12 protein-coding genes are annotated in these 18701 nt (G+C 67.7%); 7 read left to right on the top strand and 5 right to left on the bottom strand.

Annotated elements, in window-relative coordinates:
• From PX554_RS04170 to PX554_RS04190, 5 genes are all read left to right on the top strand, one after another.
• Positions 1–225: a hypothetical protein gene (locus PX554_RS04170; protein ID WP_275499231.1), complete on the top strand. Its 225-nt coding sequence runs from the start codon at positions 1–3 to the stop codon at positions 223–225.
• A 156-nt stretch (positions 226–381) separates the two neighbouring features.
• A complete protein-coding gene (locus PX554_RS04175; protein WP_275499233.1) occupies positions 382–3054 on the top strand; it encodes a TonB-dependent receptor in 2673 nt (890 codons plus the stop codon).
• Positions 3055–3076: 22 nt separating this feature from the next.
• The gene (locus PX554_RS04180; RefSeq protein WP_093220737.1) at positions 3077–4219 is read left to right on the top strand and encodes an SGNH/GDSL hydrolase family protein; all 1143 of its coding nucleotides are present in this window, start codon (positions 3077–3079) and stop codon (positions 4217–4219) included.
• Positions 4220–4247: 28 nt separating this feature from the next.
• Positions 4248–5462, top strand: a complete 1215-nt coding sequence (locus PX554_RS04185; protein ID WP_093220739.1) for an SGNH/GDSL hydrolase family protein — start codon at positions 4248–4250, stop codon at positions 5460–5462.
• A 370-nt stretch (positions 5463–5832) separates the two neighbouring features.
• The gene (locus PX554_RS04190) at positions 5833–8691 is read left to right on the top strand and encodes a YadA family autotransporter adhesin (protein ID WP_275499236.1); all 2859 of its coding nucleotides are present in this window, start codon (positions 5833–5835) and stop codon (positions 8689–8691) included.
• A gap of 111 nt (positions 8692–8802) precedes the next feature.
• Here the strand turns inward: PX554_RS04190 and PX554_RS04195 are convergent, their stop codons facing one another.
• Together PX554_RS04195 and yghU are read right to left on the bottom strand one after the other, a co-directional pair.
• Entirely contained in the window at positions 8803–10608 is a 1806-nt protein-coding gene (locus PX554_RS04195; RefSeq protein WP_275499237.1) for a putative bifunctional diguanylate cyclase/phosphodiesterase, read from the bottom strand.
• Between the two features lie 123 nt (positions 10609–10731).
• Positions 10732–11601 (bottom strand): glutathione-dependent disulfide-bond oxidoreductase, encoded by an 870-nt coding sequence (gene yghU, locus PX554_RS04200; protein ID WP_275499239.1) that lies wholly within the window; start codon positions 11599–11601, stop codon positions 10732–10734.
• A 159-nt stretch (positions 11602–11760) separates the two neighbouring features.
• Between yghU and PX554_RS04205 the strand changes: the two genes are divergently transcribed.
• A complete protein-coding gene (locus tag PX554_RS04205; protein WP_275499241.1) occupies positions 11761–13386 on the top strand; it encodes a pectate lyase in 1626 nt (541 codons plus the stop codon).
• Positions 13387–13392: 6 nt separating this feature from the next.
• On the opposite strand, the gene PX554_RS04210 is transcribed toward PX554_RS04205, so the two are convergent.
• Both PX554_RS04210 and PX554_RS04215 read right to left on the bottom strand, forming a co-directional pair.
• Positions 13393–14406 carry an inorganic phosphate transporter gene (locus PX554_RS04210; protein ID WP_093220752.1) on the bottom strand — a complete coding sequence of 338 codons (1014 nt, stop codon included), beginning with the start codon at positions 14404–14406 and terminating at the stop codon, positions 13393–13395.
• Positions 14406–15524, bottom strand: a complete 1119-nt coding sequence (locus PX554_RS04215) for a DUF47 family protein (RefSeq protein ID WP_275499978.1) — start codon at positions 15522–15524, stop codon at positions 14406–14408. Before PX554_RS04215 ends, PX554_RS04210 begins: the two co-directional genes overlap by 1 nt.
• 159 nt (positions 15525–15683) lie before the next feature.
• Here PX554_RS04215 and malQ point away from each other — a divergent pair, with 159 nt between their 5' ends.
• Positions 15684–17651 (top strand): 4-alpha-glucanotransferase, encoded by a 1968-nt coding sequence (gene malQ / locus PX554_RS04220; protein ID WP_275499243.1) that lies wholly within the window; start codon positions 15684–15686, stop codon positions 17649–17651.
• 3 nt (positions 17652–17654) lie between these two features.
• On the opposite strand, the gene PX554_RS04225 is transcribed toward malQ, so the two are convergent.
• Positions 17655–18542: an alpha/beta hydrolase gene (locus PX554_RS04225; RefSeq protein ID WP_275499245.1), complete on the bottom strand. Its 888-nt coding sequence runs from the start codon at positions 18540–18542 to the stop codon at positions 17655–17657.
• Positions 18543–18701 lie beyond the last annotated feature (159 nt).

An 18701-nucleotide genomic window follows, 5' to 3' on the forward strand; every position in this document is an offset into this window, starting at 1 on the left:
ATGGCGCGCAGGTCCGTTCCCGTCGTTTCCCGAGCGAAATCAAATACCTTACTGATCGAGATCAAGCCGATCGCGCTGTTCGCTGCGCCGCCGCCGCCCCTCCGCCAAACGCAAAAATACCGCATTGATATTTATATAGGGACAAGTTATTCGTATATGGACAACAAGAAACAAGGAGAGCGATTCGGTTGCGTCGCGTGCTGCATGCGCTTTGGTGCAGCATAACCATCGGACCAATGTACCCGCGCCGCCCCGCGCGATCCGATCGACCGCCGGCCCTTTTTCCGGTTTCCATGAAGTTTCGCCTGCGGTTCCCGCCGCACGGTGCCAGTGCGTTCGAGTTCATTTCAACAACGATAAAATAATTTGGAGGGAAATTTGATGCGTTCGTTCACCTTTCTGGCGAGCACCGCGCTCGCGTCGCTGGTTGCCGTTCCCGCCTTCGCGCAACAGCCCGCCGCCGCCTCCGACGACGCGGCCGTAGAGCGCGCGGAGCAGGACATCGTCGTCACCGGCGTGCGCGCCAGCCTCCAGTCCGCCGCGAACGTGAAGCGCAACGCCGGCACGATCGTCGACTCGATCGTCGCCGAAGATATCGGCAAGCTCCCCGACAACAACGCGACCGAAGCACTTCAGCGCATCACCGGCGTGCAGGTGTCGCGCGATCTCGGCGAGGGCGGGTCGATCGCGATCCGCGGTCTGCCGCAGGTCGAAACGACGCTCAACGGCCGCGAGACCTTCACCGCGGGCGGTGGCCGGACCTTCAACCTCCAGGATTTCCCCGCCGAGCTGGTCGCCCGCATCGACGTCTACAAGGCATCCACCGCCGACCTGATCGAAGGCGGCCTCGGCGGCCTCGTCGATCTGCGCACGCGCCGCCCGCTCGATCTCCCGGGCTTCACCCTCGGCGCGTCGCTGCGCGGCATGTACTCGGATTCGGTCAAGAAGGCGACGCCGAGCGGATCGGTGTTCGCCTCGGACAAGTGGGACACCGGCATCGGCGAGGTCGGCCTGCTTGGCAGCTTCTCGTATCAGGACCGCAAATATCGGCAGGACATCGACAGCACCGGCGCGCCGACGCCGCGCAGCGACCTGGTCCCCGGCCAGAGCGTGTTCGCGCCGAACGGCAACAATCAGGTGCTGGTGATCGGCGAGCGCCAGCGCATCGGCGGCAACGTCGCGCTGCAATGGCGCCCCTCGCCCGATCTCGAGTTCACGCTCGAAGGTCAGTACCAGCGCTTCAAGACGACGCAGCAGCAATATAACATGTTGGTGGCGACGGCGGGTTCCACCCCGGTCGCCGGCAGCACCACGCTCTTCTCCGGCACGCAGGACGTATCGCAGGTCAGCTACGCGAACCAGCGCCTCACCGCCGGCGGCACCGCGCGCGACACACTCGACGAGAACAAGTCGATCAGCCTCGCCGCGAAGTGGAACGTGAAGGGCGTCACGGTCAACGGCGACCTGACCTACACCAAATCGCGGAACGACCTGTATTACACCGAGCTCGATCTCATCACGACCGCGCCGGGCTTCACGCAAAATCTCGGCACCAACCCGCCCTCCTCGTCGACCGGCTCGTACAACCTCGCCAATCTCGCCAATTACAGGGTCGGCGGGCTGACGCGGAACGAGAACCATTATGTCGGCGACGAGGTCGCGGCGCGCGTGGACCTCGAATATGCGTTCGAAGACAGCAGTTTTCTGAAATCGATCCAGGGCGGCTTCCGCTTCTCGGATCGTTCGATCGCACAGCAGAATCCGCTTCGCTACACCGGGCAGACGGCCTCCACCGATCCCGCCTCCTATTCGGGCCTGTTCCAGGCGAACAGCTATGGTGATTTCTACACGGCGAACGGTGCGAAGGTCGATTTCCAGCGCAACTTCCCCTACGCCAACGTCTCGCGGCTGCGCTCCGATTTCTCGGGCGTGTTGTCGCAACTCGGGCTGACCGGCGCGCTGGCCCCGTCGACGACATCGGTCAACAGCCTGCTCGCGGCGTTCAACGCCGATGAAAAGACCACCGCCGGCTATGTGATGGCGAAGTTCGATTTCGTCGCTGGACTGCCGATCGACGGCAATATCGGCGTGCGCTATGTTCAAACCGAGGATCTCATCACTGGCAACCAGCGCCGGACCGCACTGGTGAACGGCGTGTTCGTTCCCGTGACGCCGACGATCATCGATCCCGTCTCGATCAAGAACAGCTACGGAAACTGGCTGCCGAGCGTGAACGCGCGCGTTCACCTGACGCACAACCTCCAGCTCCGCCTCGCCGCTTCGGAAACGCTCACCCGTCCCGATTTCAGCCAGTTGTCGCCCGCGCTCACCGTCGTTCCGGGCCAGCTCGCCGCGAGCCAGGGCAACCCGAACCTTCAGCCGATCACCTCGAAGAACGCCGACGTGTCGCTCGAATGGTACGTCAACAAATCGACCTCGCTCTATGTCGCGGGCTTCTACAAGCGGGTCAAAGGCTTCATCTTCACCCGCTCCACGCCGGGCGTGACGATCGGCGGGGTCGATGGCTACACGCTGTCGCAGCCGCTCAATTCGGGCACGGGCACCGTCAAGGGCGCCGAGGTCGGCTATCAGCAGTTCTTCGATTTCCTACCGGGCGCGCTTTCCGGCCTCGGCATTCAGGCCAATGGCACCTATACCGAAAGCGCCGCGCCGACCTCGCTGGTCGGGTTCACCGCGCCGCTGCCGCAGCTTTCGAAGTACAGCTACAACATCGCCGGCATCTACGAGAAATACGGCATTTCCGCCCGCGTCGCGTACAATTACCGGTCGAGCTTCCTGTCCTCGATCCTCGCCGGCGCCTATACCCCGCCGGGCGGCACGACGACCTCCTATGTCTTCCCGGTGATGACCAAGGGCTATGGCTGGCTCGACGCGTCGCTCAGCTACGATATCGGCAAGCACGTCACGCTGACGATCGACGGGCAGAACCTGCTGCGCACCCAGATCCAGCAATATTACCAGGTCGCGACCCGGCCCGGACAATATACGATCGACGATCGCCAGTTCATGGCCGGCGTCCGCGTGAAGTTCTGATCAGGTGCGGGGCGTAAGGGGCATGTGGCGGTGGCCCCTCGCGCTCTGCTCCGCGGTCGTACTGCTCGCCCCCGCGCCCGCCGCGGCGGCGTGGGTGGCGGGCTGGACCGCCGCCGCCTTTCCCGCCACGCCCGTCCTCACCGATCGGGACGTGCGTGATTACGGCGGCGCCACCGTGCGGCAGGAGATGACCGTCGATGCCGCCGGCGCGCGCCTGCGCGTGCGGATGACCAACGCGCTCGGCACCGCGCCGCTCGCGTTCGAAGCTGCGACGGTGGAGATCGACGGCCGCAGCCTTCCGCTCTCCTTCGGTGGCCACGCCGGCGCGGCCCTGCCCGCCGGCGCGTCGCTGGCGAGCAATCCGGTTCGCGCTCCGGTCCGCCGCTTCCAGCGGATCGCGGTGACCGTCAGCTATGGGCCGGACGCCAGACCCGCCGCACATCTGTTGACGGTCACGGTGCGCTATCCCGACGGCCATCGCCGCACCGGGCGCGGACCCGCGCTCGCCGCCTGCATTGAGGTCGATCGGCGGGGAACGGGCCGCGTTCTCGTCGCGCTGGGCGATTCGGTCACAGAAGGTGCCCGCGCCGCGCCGCAGAGCTTCACCGGCTGGCCCGAGATGCTCGCCGCCCGGCTGGCGGCGCTGCCGCGCCATCGCGACTGGAGCGTCGTCAACGCCGGCATCCACGGCAACCGGCTGCTGCGCGACGGCGCCGGCCCAAATGCGCTCGCGCGCTTCGACCGCGATGTGCTCGCCGTTGCCGGCGTTACCGACGTGCTGCTGCTCGAAGGCATCAACGACATCGGCTGGGGCAATGCCAAACCCGCCAGCGACGGACCCGTACGCGCCGAGGACGTGATCGCGGCGTATCGCCAGATCATCGCCCGCGCACACGCTGCCGGCCTGCGAGTCATCGGCGCCACGCTGCCGCCGTTTCGCGGCTCGATCTATCACACCCCCGCCGGCGAGGCGGTTCGCCAGGCGGTCAACCAATGGGTTCGCGGCGCCGGCGCGTTCGACGCGGTCGTCGATTTCGACCGGGCGATGGCCGACCCCGCAGACCCCTCGCGGCTCGATCCCGCCAAGGATTCGGGCGACCATCTTCACCCGAGCGACGCAGGCTATGCCGCGATGGCGGCAGCGATCGATCCCGCCACGCTATGACGCAATCCGCAGAACAAGGTCTGGACGCATGAACCGTATCAAGTCGCTGCTGGCGCTCGGCGCCGCCGGGTTGGCCGTGGCGGCGGCCGCCGCGCCGCCGGCGTGGATCGGCGCCTATGGCAACGCGCCGATCGGCTATGAACCGGCGATCCGCGACGCGCTCGGCGGGCCGCTGCGCGATCAGACGGTGCGGCAGGTCGTGCGCGTGGGGGCGGCGAGCGACCGTTTGCGGATCCGCCTCACCAACGAACTCGGCGCCACCCCGCTGCGCATCGGCGCGGCGACCTTCGCGCGGCTCGACGCCTCGGGCACGGCGATCCCCGCCTCGATCCGCCCGCTGACCTTCAACGGCGCGCCGGGTACGGTCATTCCCGCCGGCGCGCCCGTGCTCGCCGATGCGCTCGCCGCGCCGGTCACGCCCGGCACCGATTACGCGGTCTCGATCTACTTCCCCGAGACCAGCACACCGCCCGCGCACGCGCAGATGGCGGATGTCGCGCCGGGCGATCAGACCGCCCGCGCCACGCTGAGCGGCAGCGTTCGCAAGCGCGTTCCCGCGATCGTGTCGCGCATCGACGTGGCGGCGCGCCGCGACGCGCGCGTCCTACTGGCATTCGGCGATTCGATCACCGAAGGCGCCGCCTCGACACCGGGCGCCTACCAGAGCTGGCCCGACCAGCTTGCCCGGCTGCTCGCCACCGACCGGCGGGGGCGGTGCTGGTCGGTGGTCAACGCCGGGGTCAGCGGCAACCGCCTGCTGCACGACGGGCGCGGCCCCAACGCGGTGGCCCGCTTCGACCGCGATGTACTCGCGGTGCCGGGCGTCCGCACGCTGGTGCTGCTCGAAGGCATCAACGATATCGGCGCGAGCGCGCAAGCCGAACATCGCGATCAGGCGGTCGGCGCCGAGGCCATCATCCAGGCCTATCGCGAGATCGTCGCGCGGGCGCGGGCGCACCATATCCGCGTGATCGGCGGCACGCTGCTTCCGTTCAAGGGCGCGGTCTATTTCACCGCCGAGGGCGAGGCGAAGCGCCAAGCGGTCAACGCCTGGATTCGAAGCCCGGGCGCGTTCGACGCGGTGATCGACTTCGACGCGGCGATGCGCGATCCCGCGCACCCCGCGCACATGGCGCCAGCCGCCGACTCCACCGACAATCTGCATCCCCGCGACGCCGGCTATGCCATCATGGCGAAGGCGGCCGCCGCCGCGCTGGCGCGGGATCCCTGCCCCGGCGCATGACGCTCGCGCCGCCGCGCAACGAAAGCATATTCGGTTAACAAACGGTGCATGCGGCCAAGTGCCGCCGCCCCTTTCCATAGTCGTGTCGCCACCGTTCGCAGCCGGTCGATGGTCACGAACCGGGCCGGCAACACCACGCCTGTGGCCGATGCTTGAAAAGATGGGCCGCTGATCTCGAGATGTGCGGCGCCGCGTCGCGCACATGGCATTAGACTTTGGTCTAATCGGCTATATTCCTGTTCTTACGCCAATAAAACCATGCCAATTCTCCAAACCTCTCAAGTCTATCCCTTGATTCGCATCAACGGGAACGACGGCTGAGACAAATTGCCAACCAGAGTGGGGGGAACCATTCAGGGAGGTGTTTGACGTGATCGATCCTCATACCCCAAATCAGATGTCGGACCCCTATCGGGCCGACGAGACCGGGTCGAAGTCTTGCCCGGCAACTTTCGCATCCAGACGCGCGCTACGCGCCGGCATATCGATCGTCGCGCTCGCTGGAGCGGGGTTCGCGGCGACCTCGCAAGCTCAGGCGCAGGCCGCGCCGCCGCCCAATCTCGTCAGCGCGTGCTCGGGCGTCAGCCTGCCCCGCTCGGTGGTGACGGGCATTCTGACCCCGGTGGTGAACGGCATCGTCACGCCCGTGCAGAACACCGTCAACCCGATCCTCGGCGTGGTCGGCGCGGTCATTCCGCTCGTGCCGCCGCTCGGCATCGACGCCGCCGGATTGCTCGCCGACGCCGCCGCCGGACAGCCGATTTCCCTACAGGCGGTCAACCTCAACGGCACCGTGGTCGGCCCGGACGATCGCTGCGACACGCAGGCGGATTCGTTCACGCTCGCCAACCCACGGGGCATCTCGATCGGCGGCAATCGCATCACCGGCCTCGGCGCGAACGGCCTCGAGGCATCGGCGGGCGAACTCAATTCGGTCGCGTTCGGCAATCTCGCGACGACCGACGCCACCGCCGACCGCGCGATCGCGATCGGCCCGAACGCCGCGGTGCTCGCGGGCGCGGGCGGCTCGGTCGCGCTCGGCTCGGGGGCCACCGTCACCGCCGCGAACAGCGTCGCGCTCGGCGCGGGCAGCACGGCGACGCGCGGGGCTCTGGCCGGCTATACCGCGGTCGGCCTGCCCGGTTTGCAGAATTCGGCCGGCGAAGTCTCGATCGGCGCCCCCGGCGCGCCGCGTCAGTTGACCAACGTCGCCGCCGGCACCGCGCCCACCGACGCCGCCAACACCGGGCAGGTCGCGGGTGTCGCCGCCGCCGTCGATGCGCTCGCCGGCACTGCCGTGCAGTATGACACGACGACGCGCGACCGCGTCACGCTCGCCGGCGCGGGCGGCACCACGATCGCCAACCTCGCGCCCGGCGCGCTCACCGACACCTCGACCGACGCGGTCAACGGCAGTCAGCTTTACGCCACCAACCAGAATGTCGCGAACAACACGACGCTCGTCACGAACCTCACCAACAACATCAACAACGGCGCGGTCGGCCCGGTGCGCTATTCGAACGCCGGCACGCCGACCGTCCCCAACGGCGGGGTGCCCACCAATGACGTGACGCTCGCCGGCGCGGCCGCCGGCCCGGTCGGTCTGCACAACGTCGCCGACGGCACGATCGCCGCCGGATCGACCGACGCGGTCAACGGCGGGCAGGTCTCCACGTTGCAGGATCAGCTCGCCGCGCTCGACGCCGATGCGGTGCGATATGATACCGCCACACGCGACCGCATCACGCTGGGCGGCGCCGGCGGCACGACCATCGCGAACCTCCGCCCGGGCCTGCTCACCGACACCTCGACCGAGGCGGTCAACGGCAGCCAGCTCTACGCGACCAATCAGAACGTCGCGAACAACACGACGCTCATCACCAATCTCACCACCAACGTGAACAATGGCGGCGTCGGCCCGGTGCGCTATTCGAACGCGGGCACCCCGACCGTCCCCAACGGCGGCGTGCCGACCAACGAAGTGACGCTGACCGGCGCCGCCGCCGGCCCGGTCGGGCTCCACAACGTCGCCGCCGGCAGCATCGCTGCCGGATCGACCGACGCGGTCAACGGCGGCCAGGTCGCCGCCCTGCAAGACCAGATCACCGCGGTCGGCGCCAATGCCGTGCAATATGACACTGCCGCGCGCGACCGCGTCACGTTCGGCGGCGCGAACGGCACCACCCTCACCAACGTCGCGGCGGGTGAAATCAGCGCCACCTCGACCGACGCGGTCAACGGCGCGCAATTGAACGCGACCAACGTCAATGTCGCCAACAACACCACCGCGATCAACAATCTCACGGGCGTGGTGAACACCATCTCGAACAGCGTCACCAACCTCGGCGATCAGGTCGCCAACGGCGCGATCGGGCCGGTGCAATATTCGAACCCCGACACGCCGACCACGCCGAACGGCGGCGTGCGCACCAACGATCTCACCTTGGTCGGCGCGGCGCCCGGCGCGGTGGCGCTGCACAATGTCGGCGACGGCGCGATCGCGGCGGGATCGACCGATGCGGTCAACGGCGGCCAGATCTACGGCCTCACCACCACGGTCGCCAATGCCGTCACCTATACCACCGATGCGCAGGGCAACCGCACCAACACGGTCGCGCTGGTGGGCGGCAACGCCGCCGCGCCGGTGACGGTGTCGAACGTGGCGGCGGGCGCGGTCGCCGCCACCTCGAACGACGCGGTCAACGGCAGCCAGCTCTATGCCACCAACCAGAACGTCGCCGCGGTGACGACCACCGCCAACACCGCGCTGACGCTCGGCCAGAACTCGGTGCAATATGACGAGACCCGCACGAGCGTGACGCTCAACGCGGGCGGCGCGGCGACGGCGATCCACAATGTCGCCGCCGGCACCAGCCCGACCGACGCGGTCAACGTCGCGCAGTTGAACAACGGCATCAACACCGCGATCAACGCCGCCAACCAATATACCGACGGGCGGATCTCGTCGCTCAACTTCGATCTGCGCAACACCCGGCGCGATGCGGCGGCGGGCACGGCCGGCGCACTGGCGGCGGCGGGGCTGCCGCAAGCCTATGAGGCCGGCAAGGGCATGATCGCGGTGTCGATGGGCGTTTATCAAAGCGAGACCGCGGTCGCGGTCGGCTTCTCCAAGGCGTTCGGCGATGGGCATACCGTGGTGAAGATGGGCGGCACCTGGGACTCGCGCAGCCGCGCGGGCGCCAGCACCGGCATCGGCTATCAGTTCTGATGCGAAGCCCGGCCCGCCGCACCCGGCGGGCCGGAGCACCACCGTCGATCCACCCAATATCGACACGAAAGCGGGGCCGATCGGCCCCGCTTTTTCGCGCGCGTTGAACGGCTATCGCGCGCGTTCGGCTTCGAGCAGGCCCACCACACCCGTGCTCGCCACCGGCGGGCTGAACAGATAGCCCTGCGCGAAATCGCAGCCGTCGTTCAGAAGCGCGTCGCGCCGCTCGTTCGTCTCGACCCCCTCGGCCACCGTCTTGATGCCGAGGCCCTTGCCGAGCCCGATGATCGCCCGAACGATCGTCCAGTCGCAGGCGGTTGGCGCCTGCACGAACGACCGGTCGATCTTGAGGACATCGACCGGGAACTGCCGGAGATGCGCCAGCGACGCATAACCGGTTCCGAAATCGTCGAGCGCGATGGTGATACCCGCGTCGTGCAGCGTCGAAATGGTACGCCGCACATGCGCGTCGCTATTGTCGAAAAACACGCCCTCGGTGATCTCGAGCTCGATGCAGGTCGCCGGCACGTCGAAGGCGGCGAGCCGCGCGATCAGCTTGGCGGCGAAATCGGCACCGCGAAATTCCATCGCCGACGCGTTGATCGCGATGCGACCGGTGTCCAAACCGCGCTCGCGCCAGCCGCGAATGTCGGCGAACACCTTCTCCTGCATCCGCTCGCCCAGCGCGATCGCCAGTTCCGGGTCGTCGAACGCAACCGCGATCGTCGCGGGCAGTTGCACGCCGCGTCCGGGATGGCTCCAGCGCAACAGGGCTTCGAACCCCGCGATCCGCCCGGTACCCAGTTCGATCTTCGGCTGGTAGTACGGCAGGATCAGATCGCGATCGAGCGCATCGCGGGCGATCGACAGCATGGAGAGCCGCTGCTGCATTTGCAGGCGCAGTTCCCCGCGAAAATAGCACAGCGTCCCTCCGCCCTCGGCCTTGGCGTCGTATAGCGCGAGATCGGCGTTCTTGCGCAGCGTGTCGCCATCGGCGCCATCGGCGGGGTAGAAGGCGACGCCGATGCTGCTGCGGCAATGATAGGTAATCGCCCCATAGCGGAACGGCGTGTCGAGCGCGGCGACCGCGCGGTCGATGGCGGCGGCGAGCCGCGCCGAATCGGGCCGCGCGAGGTACAGGGCGAATTCGTCGCCGCCAAGCCGGCCCACCATCGCCGGTTCCTCCGCCGCGCCGCTCAGGCGCACGGCGACATCCTTGAGCAACGCGTCACCCGTGTCGTGGCCGAACCGATCGTTGACCTGTTTGAAATTGTCGAGATCGAACAGCATCAGCGCCACCACCGAACCGGCCTCGGCGGCGCGCTCGACCGCGCGTTCCAGACCGGTGAGGAACGCGGCGCGCGCCCAGATGCCGGTCAGGCTATCGTGATCGGCCGCCCAGCGGACCGCGTCGGCGGCCAGCTTGCGGTCGTGGATGTCCTCGATCGTGCCGTACCAGCGCAGGATCTTGCCCGATGCGTCTTTCAGCGGCGCCGCGCGCGAGCGATGCCAGCGATAGCTGCCGTCGCGCATCCGCATGCGCACCTCGTTGTCGATCGGGTGACCCAGCGATGCGTTGCGGCGCCACATCATCGCGACGCTCTGCCGGTCATCGGGATGCACCGCCGCGAAGAAGCCCTGACCGCGCACTTCGCCCATGCTCAGCCCGGTCCGCGCCAGCCCGGCCTCGTCGATGTCGAGGATGTCGCCGTTCGGCCAGGCGGTCCAGACGACGAGCGGGCTGAGCGCGATCGTGTACCGATACCGCTGCTCCAATTCGCGCGAGGCCTGCTCCAGCCAGAGCGCGCGGTCGTGGTCGGCGTCGCCCGGCTGGTTCACGCGGGATTCCGAACGTTCGAGGAGCCCCTCGCCGAGCCCCTCCCGCTTCCAGTCATCGTGCGCCTCCAGTCGCTCCATCCTCTAACCCCGGCCGGCTAAGCGCCTCATTCTATTCTGTTTTCACCGTATCGGGGGAACATTAACAATTGATGGCGGATCAGGAAGATGCGCCACATCATCGGGAAAGGAAACCCATTCAGATCAAAGATCGAAAACGTCGAAATCGTGCGCGTCATGGCGCTCGCGCAACTGCGCCTCGCCCATGATGCGGTTCACGATCCGCCCGCGTTTCACCGGCGGGCGTGCGCCGATCAGATCGGTCCAGCGCGCGAGATTGGGATAGTCCGCCACGGAAAGGAACGTCTGCGCGCCATAGGCGCCGGTCAGGATGCCGCCGTACCACGGCCACACCGCGATGTCGGCGATCGTGTAGGTGTCGCCGGCGAGATAGGTGCGATCGGCGAGATGCGTGTCGAGCACATGCAACTGGCGCTTGGTTTCCATCGCATAGCGGTCGATCGCATATTGGATCTTGAACGGCGCATAGGCGTAGAAGTGGCCGAAGCCGCCGCCGACGAACGGCGCCGATCCCATCTGCCACATCAGCCAGTTGAACGTCTCGGCCCGCGCGCGCGGCTCGGTCGGCAGGAACGCGCCGAATTTCTCGGCGAGATAGACGAGAATCGAGCCGCTCTCGAACAGCCGCAGCGGCGGATCGAGCGTGTGATCCGCCAGCGCCGGGATCTTGGAATTGGGATTGATCGTGACGAACCCGCTGCCGAACTGGTCGCCCTTGCCGATCTCGATCAGCCAGGCGTCATATTCGGCGTCGGCATGGCCCGCCGCGAGCAACTCTTCGAGCAGGATCGTGACCTTCTGGCCATTGGGCGTGCCCAGCGAATAGAGCTGGAGCGGATGCTCACCCACCGGCAACTCGCGTTCATGCGTCGCGCCGGAAATCGGGCGATTGATGTTGGCGAACTGCCCGCCATTGGTCTGGTCCCAGGTCCAGACCTCGGGAGGAACATAGCCCGCGGGTTGGTTGTTCGCGCTCTCGTCGGTGTCGGCCACTTGCGTTCTCCACGGTCAAACCAGGTCGTTTCTCCCGTATCACAGCGCGCGGCGTGATCCATCGCGTCATTCTCATAGTTGCGGTGCGGCGCCGAAACCCTATGATTGACACCGGTAACCAAAGCCGGAGTCCATCCGGCCCGACCAGGAGAGACTTGGATGCAAGACGCCGCCCTCACCCGCCGCGATCTGCTCGCGGGAACCGCCGCGCTCGGCGTCACCGCAGCCATCGCGCCGCGCGCGGCGCAAGCGGCGCCGGCGTCCGCCGCGATCGACGCCGCGATGCTCGGCGCGGCCCGGTACATGGTCGAAAAGGTCAGCCATCAGGGCGGTTACGTCTGGCAGGTGCTGCTCGATCGCTCGCGCGAATGGGGCGAGATGCAGGCATATCCGACGAGCGTGTGGATTCAGAACCCCGGCACGCCGCTGATGGGCCAAGTCTTCCTCGATGCCTATCACGCCACCGGCGACGCCTATTTCTACCAGGCGGCGGCCAAGGCGGCCGACGTGCTGATCCGCGGCCAGCACGAAAGCGGCGGCTGGAACTATCATTTCGATCTCGCCGGCGAACGATCGATCCGCCGCTGGTACGATACGGTCGGCAAGAACGGCTGGCGGCTGGAGGAATTCCAGCATTATTACGGCAACGCGACCTACGACGACAGTTGCACCGCCGATTGCGCCAAGTTCATGCTGCGCATGTATCTGGAAAAGCGCGAGCCGCGCTATCGCGCCGCGCTCGACAAGGTGCTGGGCTTCGTGCTGGCGAGCCAATATCCGGTCGGCGGCTGGCCGCAGCGCTTTCCGCTGCGGGACGAGTTCCACGATCACGGCCTGCCCGATTACACGTCGTTCATCACCTTCAACGACGACGTCGCGGCGGAGAACATCGTCTTCCTGCTGATGGTCTGGCAGACGCTCGGTGACGCGCGCGTGCTCGATCCGATCGCACGGGCGATGGACTGCTTCGTGCGCGCGCAGCAACCGCAGCCGCAACCCGGCTGGGGCCTCCAGCACAGCGTCGCCGATCTCAAGCCGGCGAGCGCGCGCACCTACGAACCCGAGGCGCTCGTCTCGCACACCACCGCGACGAACGTCGCGTTGATGATGGATTTCTATGAACTGACCGGCGAGCGCAAGTTCCTCGATCGTCTGCCCGAGGCGCTCGACTGGCTCGATTCGATCCGCCTGCCCGCCACGATCGACCCGCAGCGCCGCTATCCGACCTTCATCAAGGTCGGCGCCAACACGCCGATGTACATCCACCGGCGCGGCTCGGATGTCGTCAACGGCGAATATTATCACGACGGCGATCCGCACAATACGATCGCGCATTACAGCTCGTTCCGCTCGCCCGATGTCGCCGCTCTGCGCGCGCGCCTTGCCGTGCTGTCCGCGCGCCCGGTCGCCGAGGTCACCGCCGGCTCCGCGCTGAAGGGGGGCCGCCGGCCGCTGCCGCGCTATTTCACGCTGCGCGATATCGCGATCGGCGATCTCAAGACCACCGCCACCCACACAATTGCGCCGAGCGCACCGGGCGAGGCCGCCGCGATCCTGGCCGCGCTCGATGCCGAGCATCGCTGGGTCACGCCGCTGCATACCACCAGCCACGCCTATACCCGCGACGGCTATGCGACGCCGGTGCCGGGAGACTTTTCGCACACCTATGTCGGCGACGATACCGACACCTCGCCCTTCCCCGATCCGCGCCCTGTGCCCGGAATCAGCACCGCCGTCTTCGCAAAGAACATGGGCGTGCTGATCCGTGCGCGGGCCACGGCCTGATCGCGCTTAGAACAGCGTCGTCAGCAGGTAGAAGAGCGCGCCGACCGCCGCCGAGGCGGGAATGGTGATGACCCATGCGATCATGACGTTGCCCGCGATCCCCCAGCGCACCGCCGAGGCGCGCCGCGCCGTTCCCGCGCCGATCACCGCGCCGGTGATGGTGTGCGTGGTCGATACCGGGATGCCGAGCCACGAGGCGCTGAACAGGATGATCGAACCGCTCAGCGACGCGCTGAACCCCTGATGCTGCGACAATTTGGTGATCCGCGACCCCATCGTCTCGATGATCTTCCAGCCGCCGCTCAGCGTCCCCAGCGCGATCGCGATATAGCAGCTCACCGCCACCCAATGCGGCACCGCGAAGCGGCCGTGCAGATAGCCGGTCGAATACAACAGCACGGTGATGATCCCCATCGTCTTCTGCGCGTCGTTGAGCCCGTGCGAGAGTGAATAGGCGCCCGAGGAGATCAGGTGCAGGATGCGGAAGCTGCGCTCCGCGCCGGTCGCGCTCGCGCGCCGGAACAGCCAGCTCGTGACCAGCATCACCAGCATCGCGAGGATCATGCCGAGCGTCGGCGACAGCACGATCGCGATGAGCGTCTTGTTGAGGCCGATCCACTGCACCCCGCCGACGCCGGCATGGGCGACGCCGGCGCCGATCATGCCGCCGACCAGCGCGTGGCTGCTCGATGAGGGGATGCCCTTGATCCACGTCACCACGTTCCAGAACATCGCCCCGACCAGCGCGCCGAACACCACGCCCGGCGTGATCAGATCCTTCTCGATCAGCCCCTGCCCGATCGTGTCGGCGACCTTGTGCAAGGCCGGGAAGGTGATCGTCAGGAAATAGGCGGCGCCGTTGAAGGCCGCCGCGAACAGCACCGCATGCACCGGCTTGAGCAAACGCGTCGCGACCACGGTGGCGATCGCATTGGCGGCATCGTGCAGCCCGTTGAGGAAATCGAACGCCAGCGCGACCAGAACCAGTCCGACGAGCAGCGGAAACGCGAGCTCGTACATCAGGCGTGGTCGATGACCAGGCCGTCGATCTCGATCGCGACATGCTCGAACGCGTCGATGATCCGTTCGAGATGCTTATAGACCTCGCGCTGGACCGAAAAACGCAGCGAGTCGATCGGCCCGAGTTCCTTGAAAGCGCGCTTCAGCCCGGCGGTATGGATGTCGTCGCCGTGGCTCTCCATCCGCACCAGCCGCTCGGTCAGTTCGTGGAGCCGCACCCCGTTGCGCGCGACATCGCGCAGCAACGGCATCGCCTCCGCCGTGAGCCGCGCGGCATCGACGATGATCGCGGCCATGTCCTTCATTTCCGGCTCGAACACGGTCATGTCGTACAGGTCGATCGCCTGCGCCGCCGCCTGCATCTCGTCGATCGCATCGTCGAGCGAGCCGATCAGGCTGGTGATCGCCCCCCGATCGAACGGCGTGAGGAAGGTTTCGCGAACGGTGGTCAGCACCTGGCGGATGATCTCGTCGGCGTCATGCTCGCGTTCGATCACCTCACGGATGTGGTCGCGGTCGCCGTCCTGCAGCAGCCGCGACAGCGCGTTCGCGCCGGCGACGACGGTCATGGCATGGGCTTCGAACAGATCGAAGAAATTGCCCGTCTTCGGAAGCAATCTTTGGAACCACGCAAACATGCCACTCACCTTCGATCGCGCGGCGACGGCATGGAGGATTCCGGTGCGCTGCGCTGCCGCCTTGAATTCCGCTTGGCCGAAAGATCGGATCAGGTCACGCAAATCCGGTTCATCGACCATGTCGGCCGCTTCGGCGAGGCTGACCCAGCGCCGCTCGCGTTGCCCCTGTTCCTTCCAGGCGGAAAGTTCGCTGCTCACCGCGAGCGGAAACACATCGACGTCGATCAGCAGCGACGCGCCGCTGCGGCGCCTCTTGCGATAGCGGTACGAACCGAGCGGTTCGGGGCAGATCAGCCCGCGCACGCCCGCTTCCTCCTCGGCCTCCATCGCGGCGGCGACATGCGCGCTCATCCCCGCCGGCTGGTTGCCCTTGGGAATCACCCAGCGCCGCGTCTCGCGCGACGTGACCAGCAGGATGCGGACGGGCGCGTCGATCGCATGTCCTTCGGAACGGTACGGCAGGGCGGCGATCTGACGGATGAGCATGCTCCGATCGGGTGCGGGGGCGAGACAGTTACAGAATTATGGCAGCGCTTCCAACCGTTTCCACCGCGTGCCGAACAGGCATTGGTGAATCGATGCAACCAACTGCGAGATCGGGCTTTGACACGATCGACCGACCAAAGGAGTGGATCGAACATGAGCACACTCCACGACCGCGCGCGCCGCGCCGGCTTGCAGATCGATTGGGAAGACGCACAGGGCCATGCGCAGCGAGTCTCCGATGCCTCGCTGACCGCGATTCTCGCCGCCCTCGGCGAGTCCGCCCCGGACGATATGGACGATTGCGGCTTAGTCATCGCCGATGCCGGACGAGCGATCACCCTGCCCCGCACCTGCGCCGCACCGGGGCCAGCCGAGTTGATCCTGGAAAACGGCGAGCGCCGCCACGTCATGCTGACCCTCAGCGGCGACCGGCTGGAAATCCCTGCGATCGCGACGCCCGGCTATCACCGCCTCGACGTCGGTAGCCGCGAGGTTCAACTCGCGGTCGCACCCGCGCGCTGTTTCTCGGTCGCGGATGCGGTGGGCGCACGGCGCATCTGGGGGCCGTCGGTGCAGATCGCCGCCCTGCGCGACCGTGCGGACAGCGCGTTCGGCGATTTCGGCACGCTCGCCAGCGCCGCCCGCGCCTTCGCCGCGCGTGGCGCGGATGCGCTCGCGATCAGCCCGGTCCACGCGCTGTTCCCCGCCGACAGCAGCCGCTTCAGCCCCTATGCGCCATCGAGCCGGCTGTTCCTCAACGTGCTGTATGCCGATCCCGCGCTGGCCGGCGCGGCCGCCACCGGCCCGGCGGGCGGCGATCTGATCGACTGGCATCATGCCATCCCCGAACGGCTGCGCACCTTGCGCGCCGCCTATGACGGGCGCTCCGACGCTGTTCGCGCCGAGGTCGCCGCGTATGCGCTGAACGGGGGCGAAGATCTCGAACGCCACGCGCGTTTCGATGCGCTGCACGCGCATTTCTTCGCGCTGAGCGGCGCGCGCGGCTGGCAGGACTGGCCGAGCGCGTATCACGATCCCGCCAGCCCGGCGGTGGATCGCTTCGCCGCCGAGCACGCTGACGAGATCGGCTTCTATCTGTTCCTGCAATGGCTCGCCGCGCGCAGCCTGCAAGCCGCGCAACGCGCCGCCACCGGTGCCGGGATGGCGATCGGGCTGATCGCCGATCTCGCGGTCGGCATGGATGCGGGCGGTAGCCACGCTTGGAGCCGCCCCGGCGATCTGCTCACCGGCCTGTCGATCGGCGCGCCGCCTGATCCGCTCGGTCCCGACGGGCAAAGCTGGGGGATCACCGCCTTCGCGCCGGATGCGCTGCGGCGCACCGGGTTCGCGCCGTACATCGCCACGCTGCGCGCCGCGATCGGCCATGCCGGCGGCATCCGGATCGACCATGCGCTCGGGCTGCGGCGGCTGTGGGTGGTGCCCGAGGGTGCCTCGCCGACCGAGGGCGCGTATCTGACCATGCCGATGACCGACATGCTCCGCCTGCTCGCGCTCGAATCGCAGCGCGCGCAGGCGATCGTGATCGGCGAGGATCTCGGCACCGTGCCCGAGGGGTTCCGTCCCGCGATGGACGCAGCCGGGATGCTCGGCATGCGCGTGCTGTGGTTCGAACGCGACGCGGCGGGCGGCTTCCTGCCTCCCGCCGGCTACGCGCGCGACGCCGCCGCGATGACCGGCACGCACGATCTCGCCACCGTCGCGGGCTGGTGGCGCGGGCGCGACATCGACTGGACCTGGCGCTTGGGGCGCAGCTCCCCCTTCCCGGACGAAGCTGCCGACCGCATCGCGCGCGCTGCCGACCGCACGCGGCTGTGGGACGCGTTCACCGCCGCCGGTGCGGCTGACGGACCCGAACCGCCCGTCGAGGCGGAGGCGCCGGCGGTCGACGCCGCGCTCGCCTTCATCGGCGCCACCCCGTCGGCGCTGGCGATCGTGCCGCTTGAGGACGTGATCGGCGCGGTCGAACAGCCCAACCTCCCCGGCACGATCGACGAGCACCCGAACTGGCGCCGCCGCATGCCCGATGCGACCGACGCGCTGCTCGCCCGCGCCGAGGTGACCGCGCGGGTCGCCGCGCTCGACGCGACCCGACGCGGGTGATCGTCACCGCTTCGGCGGGCGCGGTGAGAGCCAGCCGCTATCGGCGAGCCAGTCGTTGAGCCGGTCGGGCCAGTGCAGGATGCCGATCCGGTTCGATTCGTCGAGATTGAACGCATGCCCGCTGTCGGCATACATGTGCAGTTCGGCCTCCACCCCAGCCTTGCGCAACTGCTCGTAAAGCGCGACCGACGGCGCCGCGCAGCACGGATCGAGGCTGCCGGCGGTGATGAACGCGGGCGGCGCGCTCGCGGCGGCCGTGCCGGGGATGCCGAGCGGCCCTGGGAACACCAGCACCTGGAAATCGGGCCGCGCCGACAGCGAATCGATCGCATCGGTCTTCGGCCGGCCGGCGGGTTCGGTATTGTCGGCGATCAGCGAGACCAGTTCGCCGCCCGCCGAAAACCCCATCACCCCGACCCGCGCCGGATCGATGCCATAGTCCGCCGCATGCGCGCGCACCCAGCGCACCGCGCGGCGCGCGTCATCGGCGGCATCCCCCTCGATCGAGTAGGGCGAGCCGGGCTCGCGCGCGAGCCGGTATTTGAGCACGAACGCCGAGATGCCCATCCGGTTGAGCGCGACCGCCGCCTTGGTGCCCTCGTTGGTCCAGACGAGGATCTTGTGGCCGCCGCCGGGAATGACGACGATCGCCGCGCCGGTGTTGTGCGCGGGCAGCGCCGGAAACGCCAACAGCGACGGCGTGCGGATATTACGCACCCAATAATCGCGCCCGACTTCGGGCGTGACCGGGCGCGAGTCGGTGCCCGGCGGCCCCTTGGCCCACAACGGGATCGCGACGAGCTTGGCGGGCGGGACCGGATCGGGGTCTTGCGCGGGCGCGTTGCCGACCAGCGCGGCACAGGCCAACAGCATCCATCCGGTCTTGCGCATCAGGTCTCTCCTATGACTCGGCCATTGGCGGCGCGTTACCGATATCATAGCGGCCAAGTGACTTCGTGGAAGCGTGATTGCGCTTCGCCCTCAGTGCTTTATGGTTGCGCTATCAAAATGTACCGACCGGCCCGACGTCGGCGGTTTCCGGAAGGGGAT

The sequence above is a fragment of the Sphingomonas pollutisoli genome (assembly GCF_029167165.1).
Taxonomy (GTDB): Bacteria; Pseudomonadota; Alphaproteobacteria; order Sphingomonadales; family Sphingomonadaceae; genus Sphingomonas; species Sphingomonas pollutisoli.

Coding starts and splice junctions, on each gene's coding strand:
- PX554_RS04225 (WP_275499245.1), bottom strand. CDS start 18,542: ATGCGCAAGACCGGATGGATGCTGTTGGCCTGTGCCGCGCTGGTCGGC.
- PX554_RS04205 (WP_275499241.1), top strand. CDS start 11,761: ATGCAAGACGCCGCCCTCACCCGCCGCGATCTGCTCGCGGGAACCGCC.
- PX554_RS04185 (WP_093220739.1), top strand. CDS start 4,248: ATGAACCGTATCAAGTCGCTGCTGGCGCTCGGCGCCGCCGGGTTGGCC.
- PX554_RS04195 (WP_275499237.1), bottom strand. CDS start 10,608: ATGGAGCGACTGGAGGCGCACGATGACTGGAAGCGGGAGGGGCTCGGC.
- PX554_RS04175 (WP_275499233.1), top strand. CDS start 382: ATGCGTTCGTTCACCTTTCTGGCGAGCACCGCGCTCGCGTCGCTGGTT.
- PX554_RS04170 (WP_275499231.1), top strand. CDS start 1: ATGGCGCGCAGGTCCGTTCCCGTCGTTTCCCGAGCGAAATCAAATACC.
- PX554_RS04210 (WP_093220752.1), bottom strand. CDS start 14,406: ATGTACGAGCTCGCGTTTCCGCTGCTCGTCGGACTGGTTCTGGTCGCG.
- malQ (WP_275499243.1), top strand. CDS start 15,684: ATGAGCACACTCCACGACCGCGCGCGCCGCGCCGGCTTGCAGATCGAT.
- PX554_RS04180 (WP_093220737.1), top strand. CDS start 3,077: ATGTGGCGGTGGCCCCTCGCGCTCTGCTCCGCGGTCGTACTGCTCGCC.